A 16,788-nucleotide genomic window follows, 5' to 3' on the forward strand; every position below is an offset into this window, starting at 1 on the left:
CGCAAAGAGTTTCAGCGATGGTTTAAAAAATAACAGGAGACAAATCGTGAACGCATCAACACTACCGGCGCAAGCCGTCGACATGGTCCCCCGGAAGGCGGCCGGCAGCGCTCCCTGGGTTCAACTCGTGCTGGGCATGGTCGCCATGATGGCGATCTCCAGCCCGCAATATGTCTGGGCGCTGTTCGTCCAGCCGCTGCAGGCCTCGCTGGGGGTTTCGCTGTCGGCGCTGCAGGTCACCTTTGCCCTGTTCAGCATCTTCCAGTGCGGCATAGGCCCGGTGCACGGCGAGCTGGCGAGCCGCTTTTCTTCCCGCACTTTCGCCGCCATGGGCGGCCTGCTGGTCGGCCTGAGCTGGGTGAGCTCGGCCTACGTCACCTCGCTGCCCTGGCTGTACCTCACGTACGGCGTGCTCTCGGGCATAGGCACGGGCTGGGTCTACGTTGCCGTGGTGGAGCTGATGGTGCAGTGGTTCCCGGCGCGCCGCGGTTTTGCCGTCGGCATGGTCGCGGGCTGCTACGGCTTCGGCGCCATCGTCACGACCTTCCCGATCGCGGCCAGCATCCGCGACAACGGCCTGCAGAAAACATTGGTGATGTTCGGCATCGCGCTGGCCGTGATCATCGTGCTGGCCGCGCTGGGCATGAAACGCGTCGTCGCGGCCCAAGACCCGGTGGACGCCGGGCTCGCCGCGCCCATCCCGGTGGCGCCCGGCTACGCGCCGCGCGAGATGCTCAAAACCCCGCTGTTCTGGCTGATGTTCCTCATCATGGCCATGGTCGCTACCGGCGGGCTGATGGCGATCTCGCAACTCGGCGCGCTGGCCAAACATTTCGGTATCAGCAGCGAAACCGCCGTGATGGGCATGGCGGCGCTGCCGCTGGCCCTGACGCTGGACCGCATCGCCAACGGCCTGACGCGGCCTTTCTTCGGCTGGGTCTCGGACCGCATTGGCCGCGAGCCGACCATGCTGATCGCTTTCATGCTGGAGGCCTTCGCCATCCTGATGCTGCTCATGTTCGGCACCAACCCCGTGGCCTTTGTCGTGCTGTCGGCCGTGGTGTTTTTCGGCTGGGGCGAAATCTATTCGCTGTTCCCCTCGCTGCAGGCCGACGTGTTCGGCGCGCGGCATGCCGCAAAAAACTTCGGCTACCTGCTGATCGCCACCGCGGTGGGCTCCATCCTGGGCGGCCCGCTGGCCGCGCTGTTGTATGAAAAGACGCGGTCCTGGGACCTGATCATCTACATCATCGTGGCGATGGACATCGCCGCCGCGCTGCTGTCGATCGCCGTGCTCAAGCCCATGCGCGTGCGCTGGGTGGCCCAGGCCCGGCAGGACGGCCGGCTTTGATTTCCACGAACAGACAGACAGGAGCGCGTGCGCAATGACAAGGTCCAACCCACAAACCGAACTCACCCAGGCGGTGGTCGACAGCATCGACAAAACGCGGGACCCACGCTTCAAGGAGCTCATGACGGCCTTGATCGTCAAGCTCCACGAATTCATACGCGAGGTCGACCTCAAGCCCGAAGAGTGGATGGCCGCCATTGAATTCCTGACGGCCACCGGCAAGACCTGCACCGACAAACGCCAGGAATTCATCCTGCTGTCGGACACGCTGGGCGCGTCCATGCAGGTGGTCATGCTCGCGCAGGCGCGCGCCTCGGCGCAGGCGGCGGGCAGCCTGCCGGCCACCGCCGCCACCGAGGCGACGGTGCAGGGCCCGTATTACTGGCCGGGCGCGCCCGACAGGGAACTGGGCAGCAACATCGCTGAAGGCGTCGCCGGCGAGCCCGCGTACTACACCGGGCAAGTCACCGACACCGAGGGCAAGCCGCTGGCCGGCGCGCTGCTCGACGTGTGGTCCGGCGACGGGGAGGGCGTGTACGACATGCAGGTCGAGGGCCAGACGGAGATGCTGGCGCGCGCGCGTTTCCGCACCGACGCGCAGGGGCGTTACGCCTTCTGGTCCATACGGCCGAGTTTTTATCCCATCCCCATGGACGGCCCCGTGGGCAAGATGATCGAAGGCATGGGAAAACACCCTAACCGCCCGGGCCACATCCACTTCATGCTCTCCATGCCCGGCCATGCGGGCGTGACCACACACCTGTTCGTGGCCAACAGCCCCTACCTCGACTCCGACGTGGTGTTCGGCGTGCGGGACAGCCTGGTGGTCGATTTCGAACGGCACGAGGCGGGCAAGGCGCCCGACGGCCGCGACATGGACAAGCCCTGGTGGTCGGCACGGCACGACTTCCGCCTGGCGCCGGCCCGGCATTGATTTTTCTCACTCCATTGACCAACCCGAAGAAAGCACCATGAAAATCGGCAAAGCGACCGTGCCCCACACCGCCATCAGCACCTCCAACGAAGACACCATCGTCGTGCGCGGGGAAGACCTCTGCAAGGACCTGATCGGCAAAATCTCTTTCACCGACTACTTCCATCTGCTGGTCACCGGATCGCGGCCGACCCCGGCGGCCACCGCAGTGCTGGACGCGACCCTGGTGGCCATCGCCGAGCACGGCCTGGTGCCCAGCGTGCAGGCCAGCCGCATGACGCTGGCCGCCGCGCCGGACGCGCTGCAGGGCGCGGTGGCGGCGGGCATCCTGGGCTGCGGCTCGGTCATCCTGGGCGCGTCGGAAACCGCCGGCCGGCTGTTCATCGAGGTCGAGGAGCGCGCCGGTGCCGGCGGCGACCTCGATGCTGCGGCCCTGGCCGTGCTGCAGGAATACCGCGCGGCGCGCAAGGCGATTCCCGGTTACGGCCACCCGCTGCACAAGGCGCGCGACCCGCGCGTCGAGCGCCTGTTCGCGGTTGCCAGGGAGCACGGCGCCAACCTGCATTACATCGCCATCGCGGAAGCCATCGAGCGGCAAATCCCGCAGGTGATCGGCAAGGACCTGCGCCTGAACGTCTCCGCCGCCATTCCCGCCGTGCTGCTGGGCATAGGCTTTCCGCTGCCGGCGCTCAAGGGCGTTCCCATCCTGGCCCGCACGGCGGGCTTGATCGCCCACCTGACGGAAGAGCTGGAGCAGTCGATAGGCTTCGCGCTGTCCTACCAGGCCACGCGGGAGCTGGAATACGACGGTGAATTGCCGGCCGGCTTTGCCGCCACTGCAAGCCATTCCTGATTTCGAGACACACGGACGCCGAGTTTTTTACAACCACCAAGAGGGAAAACGCCATCATGAAAACATTGAGAGCAGAAACAGCCACCCGCACTTTTTGGCACACACTGACCGCATTGGCATGCGGCGCCGCCATGCTGATGGCGCTGCCCGCCGCCGCGCAGGGCGATTACCCGAGCCGGCCCATCAAGATGATCGTCCCCTTCGGCGCGGGCACCTCGACCGACACGGTGGCCCGCATCCTCGCGGACGCCATGGGCAAGTCCCTGAAGCAGCCCATCATCGTGGAGAACAAGGCCGGCGGCGGCGGCTCCATCGGCACGGACTTTTCCGCGCGCGCACCGGCTGACGGCTACACGCTGGTGATGGGAACGGTGGGCACCCATGCCATCAACAAGACCATGTACCGCAAGCTGCCCTACGACCCGATCCGTGATTTCGCACCGCTGGGGCTGATCGGGCAGACGCCGACCCTGCTGGTGGTGAGCGCCGACTCGCCCCTGAAGTCGCTGAAAGACCTCAAGGCGGCAGCCGCCAAGCCGCCGGGCGTCAGCTTCGCCTCGGCCGGCAACGGCACCTCGGGCCACCTGGCCGGTGAGCTGCTGAAGTCCAAGCTGGGCGGCGAAATGGTGCACATCCCCTACAAGGAGGGCGGCATGGCCATGTCCGACGTCATGTCCGGCCAGGCCCATTTCATGTTCTACCACCCGGCCGCCGTCATGCCGCACATCAAGGCCGGCAAAATGCGCGCGCTCGGCTCTTCAGGCGCGCAGCGCAGCAGCGCCGCGCCCGACGTCCCGACCATCAACGAACAGGTGCCCGGCGGCGGCTTCGACCTGGTCGCCTGGTTCATGCTGTACGCACCGTCCGGCACGCCCACGCCCGTCCTCGAAAAGCTGCGCAACACGGTCAATGCGGTGCTCGCCAGCCCCGAGATAGCCTCCAAGCTCGCCGCACAAGGCGTTGAAAAGAGCACCGTCAAGCCCGCCGACCTCGGCAGCTTCTCGCTGCGCGAGATCAGCAAGTGGGCGGAGCTGGTCAAGCGCTCGGGTGCGCAGGTCGATTAAGGCGGGCTGTCTGCGTCTGCGTCATCTGGGGATAAAGAAATTCATCCGCAGATTTCGCAGATTTACGCAGATTAAAGACAAAGCACTTTGGATTGAAGATTGAAATTGATCTTCGTCATCGTCTCCATACGCCGAACGCAAGCTCTCTCATCATGACTTCTTGATCTGTGTAAATCTGCGAAATCTGCGGATAAAAATTCCCCGCAAATGACGAAGATTAAAAGCAGGACTACCCGGCAAGCGCGACTGCATCGGCGCCCGCCGGGTAGTGCAGCCTTGCGCTGCCATCATTCGCCGCGCGCCACACCGCTTCGGCCACGTCGGCCGCAGTGGTCACGGCGCTCATGGACCCCAGCGACGCAAAAATGCCTTGCGCAAACGGCGCATAGGCCTCGGGGATCAGGCCCTGCATGCGCTCCGCGCCATTGGCCGTGAAGCGTGTGCCCGGCCCATAGCCCGGCTCGACCAGTTTCACCTGCACATTGAAGGGCGCGAGCTCCAGCGCGAGCGATTCGGTGAAGCCGGTGATCGCCGTCTTGCTCGCCGTGTAGGCCGCCACCAGCGGCATGGGCGCCAGCGTCACCGTCGACGTGACGTTGACCAGCAGGCCGGCCTGGCGGGCGCGGAACTGCGGCAGCACGGCCTGGGCCATGGCCATCATGCCGAAGGTGTTGGTTTCAAAGATCTCGCGCACGGTGGCCATGGGCGTGGCCTCGAAAGCGCCGAAGAGGCCCAGGCCGGCGTTGTTCACGAGCACGTCGATGGGTCCGGCTGCCTCGATGGCGGCGGCGATGCTCTCGGGTTGGGTCACGTCCAGCGCCAGCACGCGCAGGCGCTCCGAGCGCGGAAGGGCATCGTTGTCTGGCGTGCGCATCGTGGCAATGACATTCCAGCCCTGGGCGTGGAAGTGGCGCGCGGCTTCCTGGCCGTAGCCCGATGAGCAGCCGGTGATCAGAATGGTTTTCATGGTGTGTCCTTGTGTGGTTTGAAGAAGCGGCCCAACGATATTGCCCAGGGGCAGGACTGACTACAATGAAGAGTCCATATTTTGTTTGCAGGAGTCCTGTATGGTCGATCCACTCGCCGAAGTCATCGCGCTGCTCAGGCCGCGCGCCGTGTACTCCAAGGTGATCAGCGGCGCAGGCGCTTGGGCCGTGCGCTACTCGGCCTTCGGCCAGCCCAGCTTCTGCGCGATGCTGGAGGGCGAGTGTGTGCTGGCCGTTGACGGGCAACAGCCGCTCACGCTGGCCGCCGGGGACTTTTTGTTGATGCCGGCCACGCCGGGCTTCATCATGTCCGGGGCCGCGCCCGCGCCTCCGGTCTTCCTCGACCCCAAAACCATGCCCGCACCCGAAGGCGAAATCCGCCACGGCAGGCGCGAAGGCCCGCCCGACGTGCGCATGCTGGGCGGCTACTTCGCCTTTGATTCGCCCGACGCCGCCTTGATGGTTTCGCTGCTGCCCTCCGTGCTGCACCTGCGCGGCATAGGGCGGCTGCCGTTGCTGGTGCAGTTCGTGCGGGAAGAGTCGCTGGAACAGCGGCAAGGCCGCGAGCTGGTGCTCGCGCGGCTGGTCGAGCTGCTGCTCATCGAAGCGCTGCGCGGCGCGCCCACCGAAGGCGCGCCGCCGGGGATGCTGCGCGCATTGGCCGACACCCGGCTGGCCGCCGCGGTGCGCCAGATGCACGGCGACCCCGCGCGCGCATGGACGGTGCCCGAGCTTGCAAAGACGGCTGCGCTCTCAAGGTCGGCCTTCTTCGAACGCTTCTCGCGCGCCGTGGGCCTGCCGCCCATGGAATACCTGCTGGCCTGGCGCATGGCGCTGGCCAAGGACTTGCTGGGCCGCAGCGGCGTCGCCCTGGCCGAGGTGGCCGAACGCGTCGGCTACAGTTCGGCCAGCACCTTCAGCACCGCCTTCAGCCGGCATGTGGGGCAGGCGCCCGGGCGGTATGCTCGGCGATTACCTGTGTCTGTATCGCTGCCGTGACGCCCCCCGACTGGCTCACGGGAATACCAACCCGCTCACCGGGGCGTTGACCGTCATGAATGCACCTACGTTGAACGCTGCCGTCCATGTTCGCCCTCCCGTCCTTGCCGACGAGCGCGCCTTCCTCAGCGCGGTGCGCGCAAGCCGCAAGCTTCACCAGCCGTGGACGGCCGCACCCGGCACGCCAGCCCTGTTTCGCGCCTACATCGAGCGCATGGCCCTGCCTCACAACAGCGCATTCCTTGTCTGCCGCCGCGACACCGGCGCTTTTGTCGGAGTCATCAACGTCACGAACATGATTCTTGGGCAGTTTCGCAGCGGCTACCTTGGCTACTACGCTTTCGCGGGGCATGAGCGACAAGGCCTCATGCGCCAGGGCTTGCGCGCCGTCGTCGGACGCGCGTTCAAGCAACTCAAACTCCACCGGCTGGAGGCGAATATCCAGCCGGCGAACGCGGCCTCTCTTGCCCTGGTCGCATCCTGCGGGTTCACCCAGGAAGGCTATTCACCGAGGTACCTGAAGATAGGCGGCCGGTGGCGGGATCATGAACGCTGGGCCATCCTGGCCTCATGACTGTGAAAACCCGGCATTTATGAAAATCGTGATCATCGGCAACAGCGGAAGCGGCAAAACATGGCTGGCGACAAGGCTGGCCGCACTGGCTTCGGTTTCCGTGGTGCATCTGGACGAGTTGTTCTGGTTGCCCGGCGGTTTCGACAAAAAGCGGCCCGACGAAGAAGCCGCATCGCTGATAGCGCAAAGCAGAAACACGCCGGGGTGGGTAGTGGAAGGCGTTTTTGGTGAACTGGCAGCGCCTTTTCTTGAGGACGCGCAGGCGCTGGTCTGGCTCAATCCTGATTGGGCGGTCTGCCGGCAGCGCTTGTTGGCCAGGGGATCGGAAAGCAAGGCTCATATGGAGAGGGCCCAGTCGGACACCGGCCTTGCCAGGCTCCTCGAATGGGCATCGGCTTATCCCTCACGCGGTGATAGCCGGTCTTATGCGGGGCATCTTTCGCTATTTCAGCACTTCCAGGGGCACAAGCTCTGCCTGCAGAGAGAAGAAGACGCCGCTGGTCTGGTCAATTTTGCGCTACAGGCCGGTGTCCTGGAGGCACTTCAGCGCTTCGCGAAACACGCATGAATGTCCGCGGCGGTTTGTCTGCATCTTGAGGCGATAACCCGGCGGGCACTCAGGCAGCCAAAGCCGGCCTGGCCGCGCGCGCCGTGCCGCGGTGCAACTGAAACACCGAGACCGCGCGCGACAGCTGCACCGACTGCTCGTCCAGGCTGGCCGCGGCCGCGGCGGCCTGCTCCACCAGCGCGGCGTTCTGCTGCGTGGCCTTGTCCATGTGCGACACCGCCAGGTTGACCTGGTCTATGCCGCTGCTCTGCTCGCGGCTGGCCGAGGTGATCTCGCCCATGATGGTGGTCACGCCCTGCACCGACTGCATGATCTCCGTCATGGTCTGGCGCGCCTCGCTCACCAGGCAGTTGCCCAGCTCGACCTTCTTCACCGAGTCGCCGATGAGCGTCTTGATTTCCCGGGCCGCGCCGGCCGAGCGCTGGGCCAGGTTGCGCACTTCCGAGGCCACCACGGCAAAGCCCTTGCCCTGTTCCCCGGCGCGCGCGGCTTCGACCGCCGCGTTCAGGGCCAGGATGTTGGTCTGGAAGGCGATGCCGTCGATCACGGCGATGATGCCCGCGATCTTGTTCGCCGAATCGCTGATGTCGGTCATGGTCGCGCCCACCCGGGCCACCGCGTCGCCGCCCTTGGCGGCCACCCTGGAGGCCGACACCACGAGGCGGTTGGCCTCCAGCGCGCTGTCGGCGTTCTGTTTCACCGTCGCGGAGAACTGCTCCATGCTGGCGGCGGTTTCCTCCAGGCTGGAGGCGTGCGTTTCGGTGCGGCTGGACAAATCCATATTGCCCGCGGCGATTTCGCTCGTGGCCACGCCCATGGTCACCACGTTGGCGCGCACGTCGCCGATGATGGCGACCAGGTTCACATTCATCTGCTGCAGGGCGCGCAGCAGCTGGCCCACGTCGCCGCCTTGCTGCGTGTCCAGCTTGCCCGACAGGTCGCCGCCGGCAATGGTGCGCGCGGCCTTGATCGCGGCGCGCAGCGGCAGCACGATGCCGACGTGCAGCGAATAGCTGAGCCATAGCGCGCCCGCCAGGCCCAGCGCGGCGGCAGCGGCAAACCAGCCGGCCGCGGTACTGTTGCCTGATACGCTGAAACCGGCCCAGCCCATGCCGGTAAACAGCGCGCCCATGCCGGCGAGTGCGGAAGCGACGCGCACGCGCATCGACACGTTTGTCAGCGTGTCCCAGATACCGGCCATCCCGGTGCGCACCGCCTGGCCCTGGCGTATGGCGATGCCGTCCGCCTGCCCGGCCATGATGCGGCGATAGAGCCGGTCCGTGGCCTCGATCTGCGCCCGGCTGGGCTTGTTGCGCACCGACATATAGCCGGTGGCCTGGCCGTTCTCCATCAGCGGCGTGACATTGGCGAGAACCCAGTAATAGTCGCCGTTCTTGCGCCGGTTCTTGACCGTGCCGTTCCACGGAATCCCGGCCTTGAGCGTCTCCCACATGTCGGCGAAGGCTTCGGGCGGCATGTCGGGGTGGCGGATCAGGTTGTGCGGCGCGCCCAGAAGTTCTTCGTGGGTGTAGCCGCTGACCTCGATGAAGTAGGGGTTGACGTAGGTGATCCGGCCCTTCAGGTCGGTCTTGGAGACGATGGGCTTGTCGTCCTGCATGATGTATTCCACATCGGAGACCGGGAGATTGCTGCGCATGGCTTGTCCTCGTTATGAATCATCACGGCTTGGCCCGCCTGCTGCAAAAGCCCCGCTCCACCCGAAGCGCTGTCCGATGTCAAAAGTTTAAGGAGGGCAGGGAGGCCGGGGCTTGATCTACGTCAAGGATGCGTCAGCTGGGGCGGGCGGGGTGTGAGCCCGGCTCTCGGCTTCCCTCTCTGTTGTGCGGATGCCGCAAGGCTGTGCCGCGGGATGGAAAGCGGTTGATGCACGCATGGGATTTAGGGTTTGACCGCTATAGTGACGATCACGAATACGTTCGCGCATCGGGGTCTGCAACAGATAAACGTAAACGGAGACATGGATTTGTGTGCCTGCCGGTCCTGTCCAACATAGACTTCTCGCAATGCTCCACCAAGGTCTGGACTTTCATACCGTACGAGTTCTTTGCAGGAATTGCGGCTGGTTTCGAAACATCGCGCATTCTGGCTGCGCTGACGGAAAACGTGCCCTTGTATTAGTGACGCGAGCTCAAGATTCCAGTCACGTGTTGCATGCCAAAGTGATTGAAGTGCCTGAGGCCCTTCCTTTGGACGAGGTGCTGCAATCTCACCCCGGCTACCGGGACCTTGTCGCCGAGGCATATGAGAAGGGGTTATTCCGTATGGAAGACGAGTTTGAGCCCCTCGTTCGCGATCAGAGTTGCCCGAGGTGCAAAACTGCCGGCATGCTCAGGCTCTCCCAACTCTGGACTTTGGGGCAGCATGTACGCTACTGAGCAGATGCGCGATTCCGCTGTCTCCGATGCCTCTCAACGCGAGATCATTCAACCCGTATGAGCTACATTCTTTCAGCGCAGCGCGACGTCGACAACCCCGACGAGGCCAGAAGGCTCTGGAATCCCTATCACGAATACTTGCGCGAGAACCAGGCCCGGTTCCCGCCGGGGGCACACACGCTGGTCAGCAGTGATTGGTACTTTGGATTTGAAGACCATCGCGCACCGCATGACGCGTGGCTGGAGTCAGCGACATTTGCCGAGCCGGCGTTGGGCGCGCGCAGCGAGGTTCGCCATCTAAGCCTCAGGCTTCGCTTGCTGGGCGCATACCACGATCAATGGCTGGAGTTCTTCTACCCCAAAGTGTTTGCGTATGAGATGTCCAACCAGCGAAGTGATGCCGGCCACGGTGACTGGCTGTACGACGAATTCCGGCTGACTCCTCAAGGCCATCTGCTTCATGAAATCGAGTGGGCCGGCAAAGCGGGCTCCAGCGGCAGTCGTTGGCTCATCGAGGCATCAGACGTGGAATTCACCACGTCTGAACGCCGAACCTGACCTCGTTCAATGAATAAATCCCAAATGGTTCGTCCCGCGCAGCGTGCATCAGCGGCCGGTCCAAGTTAAACATCAAGCCGTACAGGGAAACAACTTGGCGTCAAAATCAGAAAGGCTCTTTGCGGCGTATGCGCAATTCGCGCAGGCCATTTCCGCCATTCCGGATGAAAAGGCTTGGGCGCTGTGTCAGGTCGCAGCCGGAGTTCCGGCCTTTGTCGCCGAGGTTCGTTCACGCGACCCCAGGCCGACAAGCTCACAGGTCGCTACCGGCCTGGAGCGGGGATTGCGGGAAATGCCGGATCTTATTGGCGAGGTTGACATTCAGTGGCGTGGGGCCGTTTCAAAAGCGCTGCACGACGCGGTCGCGGCCGAGTATCCCGAATTCCTGCGCCTTGAAATTGCGCGACTGGAGAAAGTCATGGCACGAGGGAAAATCAGGACCGAGGCCGAGTTCCATCTGGTGAGGCACAGGATCGACGTTCTTGAAGTTGAGCCCGAGCTGGCCGAGGAGCTAAGAAGCCTCTATGCATTGGTCGAGGCGTATGAAGCCCGTGCCTAGCTTGAAATGAGAGGGAAAAGATGGAAAAGGTCGAAATCTATTGTCCCAAGTGTGAGTGGCGTCCCCGTGCTGAAGACCGATGGGTGTGTGTTCCCTCTTGCGGCACCGTCTGGAACACGTTCTGGACCAGGGCCGTCTGTCCCGGCTGCGGCGTCAAATGGCCAAGCACTGCGTGCTTGGCGTGCGAGGCCTACTCTCCCCACGAAGCGTGGTATCACTACAGTGATCCGGTCGCCGGCGAAAGGGAGACAGTGCACGAGGAGGAGAAGCATGCGGCATAGCCGCCGACTCCGCCGCCGGTGCTGACCTCACCCTTCGGCCTTAGGAAAAGATGATGCCAAACAGCTCCCAACCTCCGGGCACGCAAGGCTACGCCGAACAAGCCGCGGAGCTGATTCCCCAGTACGAATCGATTTCCTTCGTTGCGCATCACGCGGCCGAGCTTCACCTCTTGCCAACGGTTCCCAGCCGCATCCTGGACATAGGGGCGGGAACCGGCCTGGATGCGGCCTGGTTCGCGGAGCAAGGCCACTCCGTGGTGGCCGTGGAGCCGACCGCCGAATTTCGTCACGCGGCCATGCGGCTTCACCCGTCTCCCTTGATCGAATGGCTGGACGATGCCTTGCCGAACCTTGATGTCGTGCTGGGCCGCGGCCAGCGCTTTGACGTGGTCATGCTGAGCGCGGTGTGGATGCATCTTGACGCAACGGAACGCGGCATCGCCATGCCGCGGGTGGCTTCACTGCTGGCGCCGGATGGCGTGATGGTTTTGTCGCTGCGCCATGGGCCTGTGCCCGCAGGCCGGCGCATGTTTGCGGTTTCTGGTGAGAAGACTGTGGAACTTGCCCGGCAACATGGGCTTGGCGTCGTCCTGAACACACACACCGAATCATTGCAGCCGGGCAACCGCGCGGCAGGCGTCACCTGGACCCGGCTGGCCTTCAGGCGCTAAGCTTGTGCATGCCTTGCGGCTTCCGGCAAAGCGCCAGGCTGCCCGAACGGCTCATCCGAGGAGAAGCTCTTGAAATCCCTGACACAACCCGGTGTTCTGGCCACCTTGCTGGCAGCCGTCCTGTTTGGCGCGGGCACCCCGCTGGCCAAGCTGCTGCTGGCGCAAACCAGTCCGTGGCTGCTGGCGGCGCTGCTGTACCTCGGCTCCGGCCTTGGCCTTTTCCTGCTGCGCCGGCTGCGCGGATCGCCATCCGTACGGCTGCCCCGCGGTGAATGGAAGTGGCTGGCAGGCGCTGTGGTCGCGGGTGGCATGCTGGGCCCCGTCTTGTTGATGGCGGGGCTCTCGGGCATGCCTGCTTCAGGCGCTTCGCTGCTGTTGAACGCGGAAGGTGTGCTGACCGCCCTTATCGCGTGGTTTGTATTCAGGGAAAATTTTGATGGCCGCATCGCCTTGGGGATGCTGGCGATTGTGGCGGGCGGCGTGGTCTTGTCATGGCCGGCGCAAGCCGGCTTGGTAGCGTTGTGGCCGGCCCTGGCGGTGGTCGGGGCCTGCCTGGCCTGGGGCGTGGACAACAACCTGACGCGCAAGGTGTCGCTTTCGGACGCGTCCTTTATCGCCATGGTCAAGGGCCTTGCCGCCGGCACGACCAACCTGCTGCTGGCCTTGCTGCTGGGCGCCACCTGGCCGGATGTTCCGGTGGTGCTGGCGGCCGCCGTGCTGGGCTTTGCCAGTTATGGGGCCAGCCTGGCGCTGTTTGTCCTGGGCTTGCGCCATTTGGGAACGGCGCGCACGGGGGCTTATTTTTCCGTGGCGCCTTTTGTGGGTGCGGCCCTGGCGGTGCTTGTGCTGGGCGAGCCGGTCACATTGCCACTGCTCATCGCCGGTGCATTGATGGCGGCAGGCATCTGGCTGCACCTGACGGAAAGCCACCGGCACGCGCACACCCATGAGCCGCTTGAGCACAGCCATGAGCATGTGCACGGCGCCGGTGACGAACACCACGACCATGCGCACGGGGCTTCGGTGGCAGAGGGCGCCAGGCACATGCATTCGCACACGCATGCCCCGATTGCCCACAGCCACGCGCATTTCCCGGATGCGCATCACCGCCATTCGCATTGAGGGAAAGGCGGCTACTGTCTGGCGGGCATGGGCTTGATCGCCTTCCCGCCAGGGGCATATCCGGACCGTGAGTCCGGGAAACCGCCCGGGTTAAACGCGTTAACCGAAGTTGACCGGCACAAAAATCTTGCTGTCCCCGCGTTGAATCAGCAGGGCCACGGATTTTTCGGCCTTGGCGACGGTGGCACGGACCTGGTCGATGTTCTTCACGGGAACGCCGTTGATGGACAGCAGAACGTCGCCGGGCTGCACGCCGGCCAGGGCCGAGGGGCCGCTGGCCTGTTCGACGACCAGGCCGTTGTCGACGCCGGCTTCCTTCTTTTCATCGGGTTGCAGCGGGCGCAGGGCCAGGCCCAGCTTGCCCTGGTTGGGGCTGTCTTTTTTGGCCGCGGCCTGGGCGGTTTTTTCATCGGCGCTGCCGAGTTTGGCCGTGATCTCTTTGGCCGCGCCCTGGCGCCAGACGTCCAGCTTGATGCTGTCGCCGGGCGCCGCCGTGCCGAGCAGCGCGGGCAGGTCGCCGGAGGACACGATGGGCTGGCCGTTGACGCCGCGTATCACGTCGCCGGACTGCAGGCCGGCCTTGTCGGCAGGGCCGCCTTTTTCAACGCTGGAGACCAGCGCGCCTTCGGGCTTGTCGAGCTTGAAGGAGTCGGCAAAGGCCTGGTTGACTTCCTGCACGGCCACGCCCAGGCGCGCGTGCTCGACCTTGCCGGTGGCCACGAGCTGGTTCTTGATGCGGGCCGCCACGTCGATCGGGATCGCGAAGGACACGCCCTGGTAGCCGCCGCTGCGGGTGTAGATCTGCGAGTTGATGCCGACCACTTCGCCGCGCGTGTTGAACAGCGGGCCGCCGGAGTTGCCGGGGTTGACGGCGACGTCGGTCTGGATGAAGGGCACGGCGCTGTCGTCGGGCAGCGAACGCCCCTTGGCGCTGACGACGCCGGCGGTGACGGTGTTCTCAAAACCGAAGGGCGAGCCTATGGCCAGCACCCATTCGCCGACCTTCAGGTCGCTGACCTTGCCGAGTGTGACCACGGGCAGGTTCTTGGCTTCGATGCGCAGCACGGCGACGTCGGTCTTGGGGTCGGCGCCCAGCACCTTGGCGCGGTACTCGCGGCGGTCGGTCAGCTTGACGGTGACTTCCTTGGCGTCACGCACCACGTGGGCGTTGGTCAGGATGATGCCGTCGGAGCTGACGATAAAACCCGAGCCCTGGCCGCGCGTGGGCATTTCCTGCTGCGGCGCGCCGTTGCGGCCGCCGGGACGGCCCTGGCCCTGCTGGAAGCGCTTGAAGAATTCAAAGAAGGGGTCGCCGGAAGAAGGGCCGTTATCGTCGTCATCGTCGCCCTGGGCGATTTCATTGCGCACCTTGGTCGTGCCGGTCACGCTGATGTTGACAACGGCCGGGCCGTAGCGCTCGGTGATCTGCGAGAAGTCGGGCAGGGCCATGGGGACGGAGGCGGTGCCGGGGGCCGCGGCGGGCGCCGTGATGGCGGGCTGCGTGGCCGCGGTGGCGGCGGAATGCAGGGCGTTGATGGCGCTGACGCCGGCGCCGCCAATGGCGCCCGCGGCCAGCAATGCGGCGACGAGCCGGGTGTTCTTCAATGCGGTGGATGACATGGCGTGCTTCCTTGGGTTAATGGCACACAACGGTGCCGTTACCCACAACTATGGAGACGCTGTCTTAGGCGGGGCTTAAACGGAGTTCGACTCCGAAGCCACCGGAAACTGCACGTCCACCCTGAGCCCGCCCAGGCGCTCCGAGCGGCCCAGCTGCAGCGTGGCGCCGTGCCGCGCGGCGATCGCCTTGACGATGGCCAGCCCCAGGCCGCTGCCGGTTTGTGGCGCTTCATCGGCTCGCCCACCCTCCTGGCCCGCGCGGAAGAAACGGTCGAACACGCGTTCGCGGTCTTCGCCGGCGATACCGGGGCCGCTGTCTTCAACGGCCAGCACCGGCTGGCCCTCATGCAGCCCCAGCGAGACGTCGACCCGGCCGCCGGGGGGCGTGTACTTCACGGCATTGTCCAGCAGGTTGCGCAGCAGGATGCGCAGGGCTTCGGCCTGGCCGGTGACCTGCGGCGTCCGCGGCGAACGCTCGCCCGCGACCATGCCCAGGTCTATCTGCTTGTGCAGGGCGTGCGGCAGCACGTCGGCCACCGCGAGCTTGACGACTTCCTGCAGGTCCACGGGCGCGGCGGCGGACACCAGGCCCGGGCCGGCCTCGCCGGACTCTTCGCGGGCCAGCACCAGCAGCTGTTCCACCAGGCGTATCGCGCGGTCTATGCCCTGGTTGAGCCGGGCAATGCCGGCCTCGCGCTCGGCCGGTGTTTCACCGTTGCGGCGCAGGGCCTGCGCCTGCAGCTTGAGGGCCGTCAGCGGCGAGCGCAACTCGTGCGCCGCGTCGGCCACGAAATGTTTTTGCGCCTCGAAGGCGCCGCGCACGCGGCCGAACAGCAGGTTGAGTTCGTCGACCAGCGGCCGCACCTCGTCGGGCAGGCCTTCGTCGGCCAGCGGCGAGAGATCGTCGGCGCGGCGGCCGGCCACCTGGCGCGTGGCGCGCTCTATGGGCGCCAGCGAGCGGCTGATGACCCACCACACGGCCAGCATCAGCAGCGGCGTCAGCAGCAAAAAGGGCAGCACGGCGCGCACGGCCAGCGCGCGGGCGCGGGCCGCGCGCGCGTCCAGGTCCTGGGCGATCTGCACGGTCTGCAGCGCGGTCTGCAGGGTGTAGACGCGGTAGCGGTTGCCGTGCGCCTCCACGTCGGAAAAACCCAGCACCGCGCGCGGCGGCAGCGCCGAGCGCGTGGAGCGGAAAATCTGCGTGCCGTCCTGGCCCCAGATCTGCACATAGACCTCGAAGCGGTCGTCGCTGTCGGCTTCATCGAGCGGCAGGTTCAGCGGCACGCCGCTGCGCAGCGAGCGCGCCATCTGCTGCAGGTGTTCGTCGAACATGGCGTCGGCCTGGCGCAGCGCGCCGCGGTAGGCGGTGCCGGCCTGCAGCACGGCGGCGCCCAGGATGGCGGCCAGCACGAACCACAGCAATCTCTTTCTCAGGGAATGTGTCGCGGGCTTCTTTGTTGTCATTGCTTGGGCACCAGATAACCCAGGCCGCGCACGGTCTGAATGATGTCGTTGCCGAGTTTTTTGCGGACGCCGTGGATGTAGACCTCGACGGCATTGCTGCTGACGTCGTCTTTCCAGCTGAAGAGTTTTTCTTCGAGCTGCGCGCGCGACAGCACCACGCCGGGGCGGGCTAGCAAAGGCTCGAGCACGGCCCACTCGCGCGCCGACAGCGTGACCGGCTGGCCGTTGAGGCTGGCTTCGCGGGTGGCCGGGTTCAGGCTCACGCCCTTGTGTTCAAAGGCCGGCTCGGCCCGGCCTGCGCTGCGGCGTATCAGCGCGCGTATGCGGGCCAGCATCTCGTCGGTGTCATAGGGTTTGACGACGTAGTCGTCGGCGCCGGCGTCCAGCCCGGCGATGCGGTCGCCGACCGCGTCGCGCGCCGTGGCCACCATCACCGGGGTGGTGTCGCGGCGGGCGCGCAGGGCGCGCAGCACTTCGAGGCCGTCGCGCTGCGGCAGGCCCAGGTCCAGCAGCACGAGGTCGTAGTGTTCGCTGCGCAAGGCCTCATCGGCCATACGGCCGTCGCGCACCCAGTCGACCGCGTAATGCTCGGCGCGCAGCACCTGCAGAACGGTTTCGCCAATCATGGCGTCGTCTTCGACCAGTAATAGTCGCATTGGGGTTTCCTCACCTGGAAGGTGCCAGTATGCATGGTCTGGCTTAGGCGGAGCTTAGTCGCCCTTGGTAGCTCCTTCTCCCTCTGGGAGAAGGCTGGGATGAGGGCCGGCGGCGGTTGATGCCGCTGTGCA

16 protein-coding genes are annotated in these 16,788 nt (G+C 65.4%); 11 read left to right on the forward strand and 5 right to left on the reverse strand.

What is annotated here, in order from left to right; genetic code table 11:
* Positions 1-46 precede the first annotated feature (46 nt).
* The 4 genes from oxlT to ACLV74_RS09475 are packed head-to-tail and all read left to right on the forward strand — an operon-like array spanning position 47 to position 4,202.
* A complete protein-coding gene (oxlT, locus tag ACLV74_RS09460; protein ID WP_411879136.1) occupies positions 47-1,351 on the forward strand; it encodes an oxalate/formate MFS antiporter in 1,305 nt (434 codons plus the stop codon).
* A 34-nt stretch (positions 1,352-1,385) separates the two neighbouring features.
* Positions 1,386-2,285, forward strand: coding sequence for a dioxygenase (locus ACLV74_RS09465; protein ID WP_411879137.1), 900 nt, complete (start codon positions 1,386-1,388; stop codon positions 2,283-2,285).
* Between the two features lie 37 nt (positions 2,286-2,322).
* Entirely contained in the window at positions 2,323-3,138 is an 816-nt protein-coding gene (locus tag ACLV74_RS09470) for a citryl-CoA lyase (RefSeq protein WP_411879138.1), read from the forward strand.
* Positions 3,139-3,194: 56 nt separating this feature from the next.
* A complete protein-coding gene (locus ACLV74_RS09475; RefSeq protein WP_411879139.1) occupies positions 3,195-4,202 on the forward strand; it encodes a Bug family tripartite tricarboxylate transporter substrate binding protein in 1,008 nt (335 codons plus the stop codon).
* 229 nt (positions 4,203-4,431) lie between these two features.
* On the opposite strand, the gene ACLV74_RS09480 is transcribed toward ACLV74_RS09475, so the two are convergent.
* On the reverse strand, positions 4,432-5,169 hold the full coding sequence (locus ACLV74_RS09480) for an SDR family oxidoreductase (RefSeq protein ID WP_411879140.1): 738 nt from the start codon (positions 5,167-5,169) through the stop codon (positions 4,432-4,434).
* A 100-nt stretch (positions 5,170-5,269) separates the two neighbouring features.
* Here ACLV74_RS09480 and ACLV74_RS09485 point away from each other — a divergent pair, with 100 nt between their 5' ends.
* From ACLV74_RS09485 to ACLV74_RS09495, 3 genes are all read left to right on the forward strand, one after another.
* On the forward strand, positions 5,270-6,187 hold the full coding sequence (locus ACLV74_RS09485) for an AraC family transcriptional regulator (RefSeq protein WP_411879141.1): 918 nt from the start codon (positions 5,270-5,272) through the stop codon (positions 6,185-6,187).
* A 70-nt stretch (positions 6,188-6,257) separates the two neighbouring features.
* Positions 6,258-6,761: a GNAT family N-acetyltransferase gene (locus ACLV74_RS09490; protein WP_411879142.1), complete on the forward strand. Its 504-nt coding sequence runs from the start codon at positions 6,258-6,260 to the stop codon at positions 6,759-6,761.
* 19 nt (positions 6,762-6,780) lie between these two features.
* Entirely contained in the window at positions 6,781-7,329 is a 549-nt protein-coding gene (locus ACLV74_RS09495) for an AAA family ATPase (protein WP_411879143.1), read from the forward strand.
* Positions 7,330-7,378: 49 nt separating this feature from the next.
* On the opposite strand, the gene ACLV74_RS09500 is transcribed toward ACLV74_RS09495, so the two are convergent.
* Positions 7,379-8,986 (reverse strand): methyl-accepting chemotaxis protein, encoded by a 1,608-nt coding sequence (locus tag ACLV74_RS09500; protein ID WP_411879144.1) that lies wholly within the window; start codon positions 8,984-8,986, stop codon positions 7,379-7,381.
* A gap of 796 nt (positions 8,987-9,782) precedes the next feature.
* On the opposite strand from ACLV74_RS09500, the gene ACLV74_RS09505 reads away from it, so the two are divergent.
* From ACLV74_RS09505 to ACLV74_RS09520, 4 genes are all read left to right on the forward strand, one after another.
* Complete coding sequence (locus ACLV74_RS09505; protein ID WP_411879145.1) at positions 9,783-10,283, forward strand: hypothetical protein; 501 nt, start codon at positions 9,783-9,785, stop codon at positions 10,281-10,283.
* A 94-nt stretch (positions 10,284-10,377) separates the two neighbouring features.
* Positions 10,378-10,842, forward strand: a complete 465-nt coding sequence (locus ACLV74_RS09510) for a hypothetical protein (RefSeq protein WP_411879146.1) — start codon at positions 10,378-10,380, stop codon at positions 10,840-10,842.
* A 334-nt stretch (positions 10,843-11,176) separates the two neighbouring features.
* Positions 11,177-11,794, forward strand: coding sequence for a class I SAM-dependent methyltransferase (locus tag ACLV74_RS09515; RefSeq protein ID WP_411879147.1), 618 nt, complete (start codon positions 11,177-11,179; stop codon positions 11,792-11,794).
* Between the two features lie 69 nt (positions 11,795-11,863).
* The gene (locus tag ACLV74_RS09520; RefSeq protein WP_411879148.1) at positions 11,864-12,916 is read left to right on the forward strand and encodes an EamA family transporter; all 1,053 of its coding nucleotides are present in this window, start codon (positions 11,864-11,866) and stop codon (positions 12,914-12,916) included.
* Between the two features lie 99 nt (positions 12,917-13,015).
* Here ACLV74_RS09520 and ACLV74_RS09525 read toward each other — a convergent pair whose 3' ends face one another.
* From ACLV74_RS09525 to ACLV74_RS09535, 3 genes are all read right to left on the reverse strand, one after another.
* Positions 13,016-14,536, reverse strand: coding sequence for a DegQ family serine endoprotease (locus ACLV74_RS09525; RefSeq protein WP_411879149.1), 1,521 nt, complete (start codon positions 14,534-14,536; stop codon positions 13,016-13,018).
* Between the two features lie 75 nt (positions 14,537-14,611).
* The gene (locus ACLV74_RS09530; RefSeq protein WP_411879150.1) at positions 14,612-16,000 is read right to left on the reverse strand and encodes an ATP-binding protein; all 1,389 of its coding nucleotides are present in this window, start codon (positions 15,998-16,000) and stop codon (positions 14,612-14,614) included.
* The gene (locus ACLV74_RS09535) at positions 15,997-16,656 is read right to left on the reverse strand and encodes a response regulator (RefSeq protein ID WP_411879151.1); all 660 of its coding nucleotides are present in this window, start codon (positions 16,654-16,656) and stop codon (positions 15,997-15,999) included. Before ACLV74_RS09535 ends, ACLV74_RS09530 begins: the two co-directional genes overlap by 4 nt.
* Between the last annotated feature and the right edge of the window lie 132 nt (positions 16,657-16,788).

Source organism: Polaromonas sp. YR568 (assembly GCF_943369415.1).
GTDB lineage: Bacteria > Pseudomonadota > Gammaproteobacteria > Burkholderiales > Burkholderiaceae_C > Polaromonas.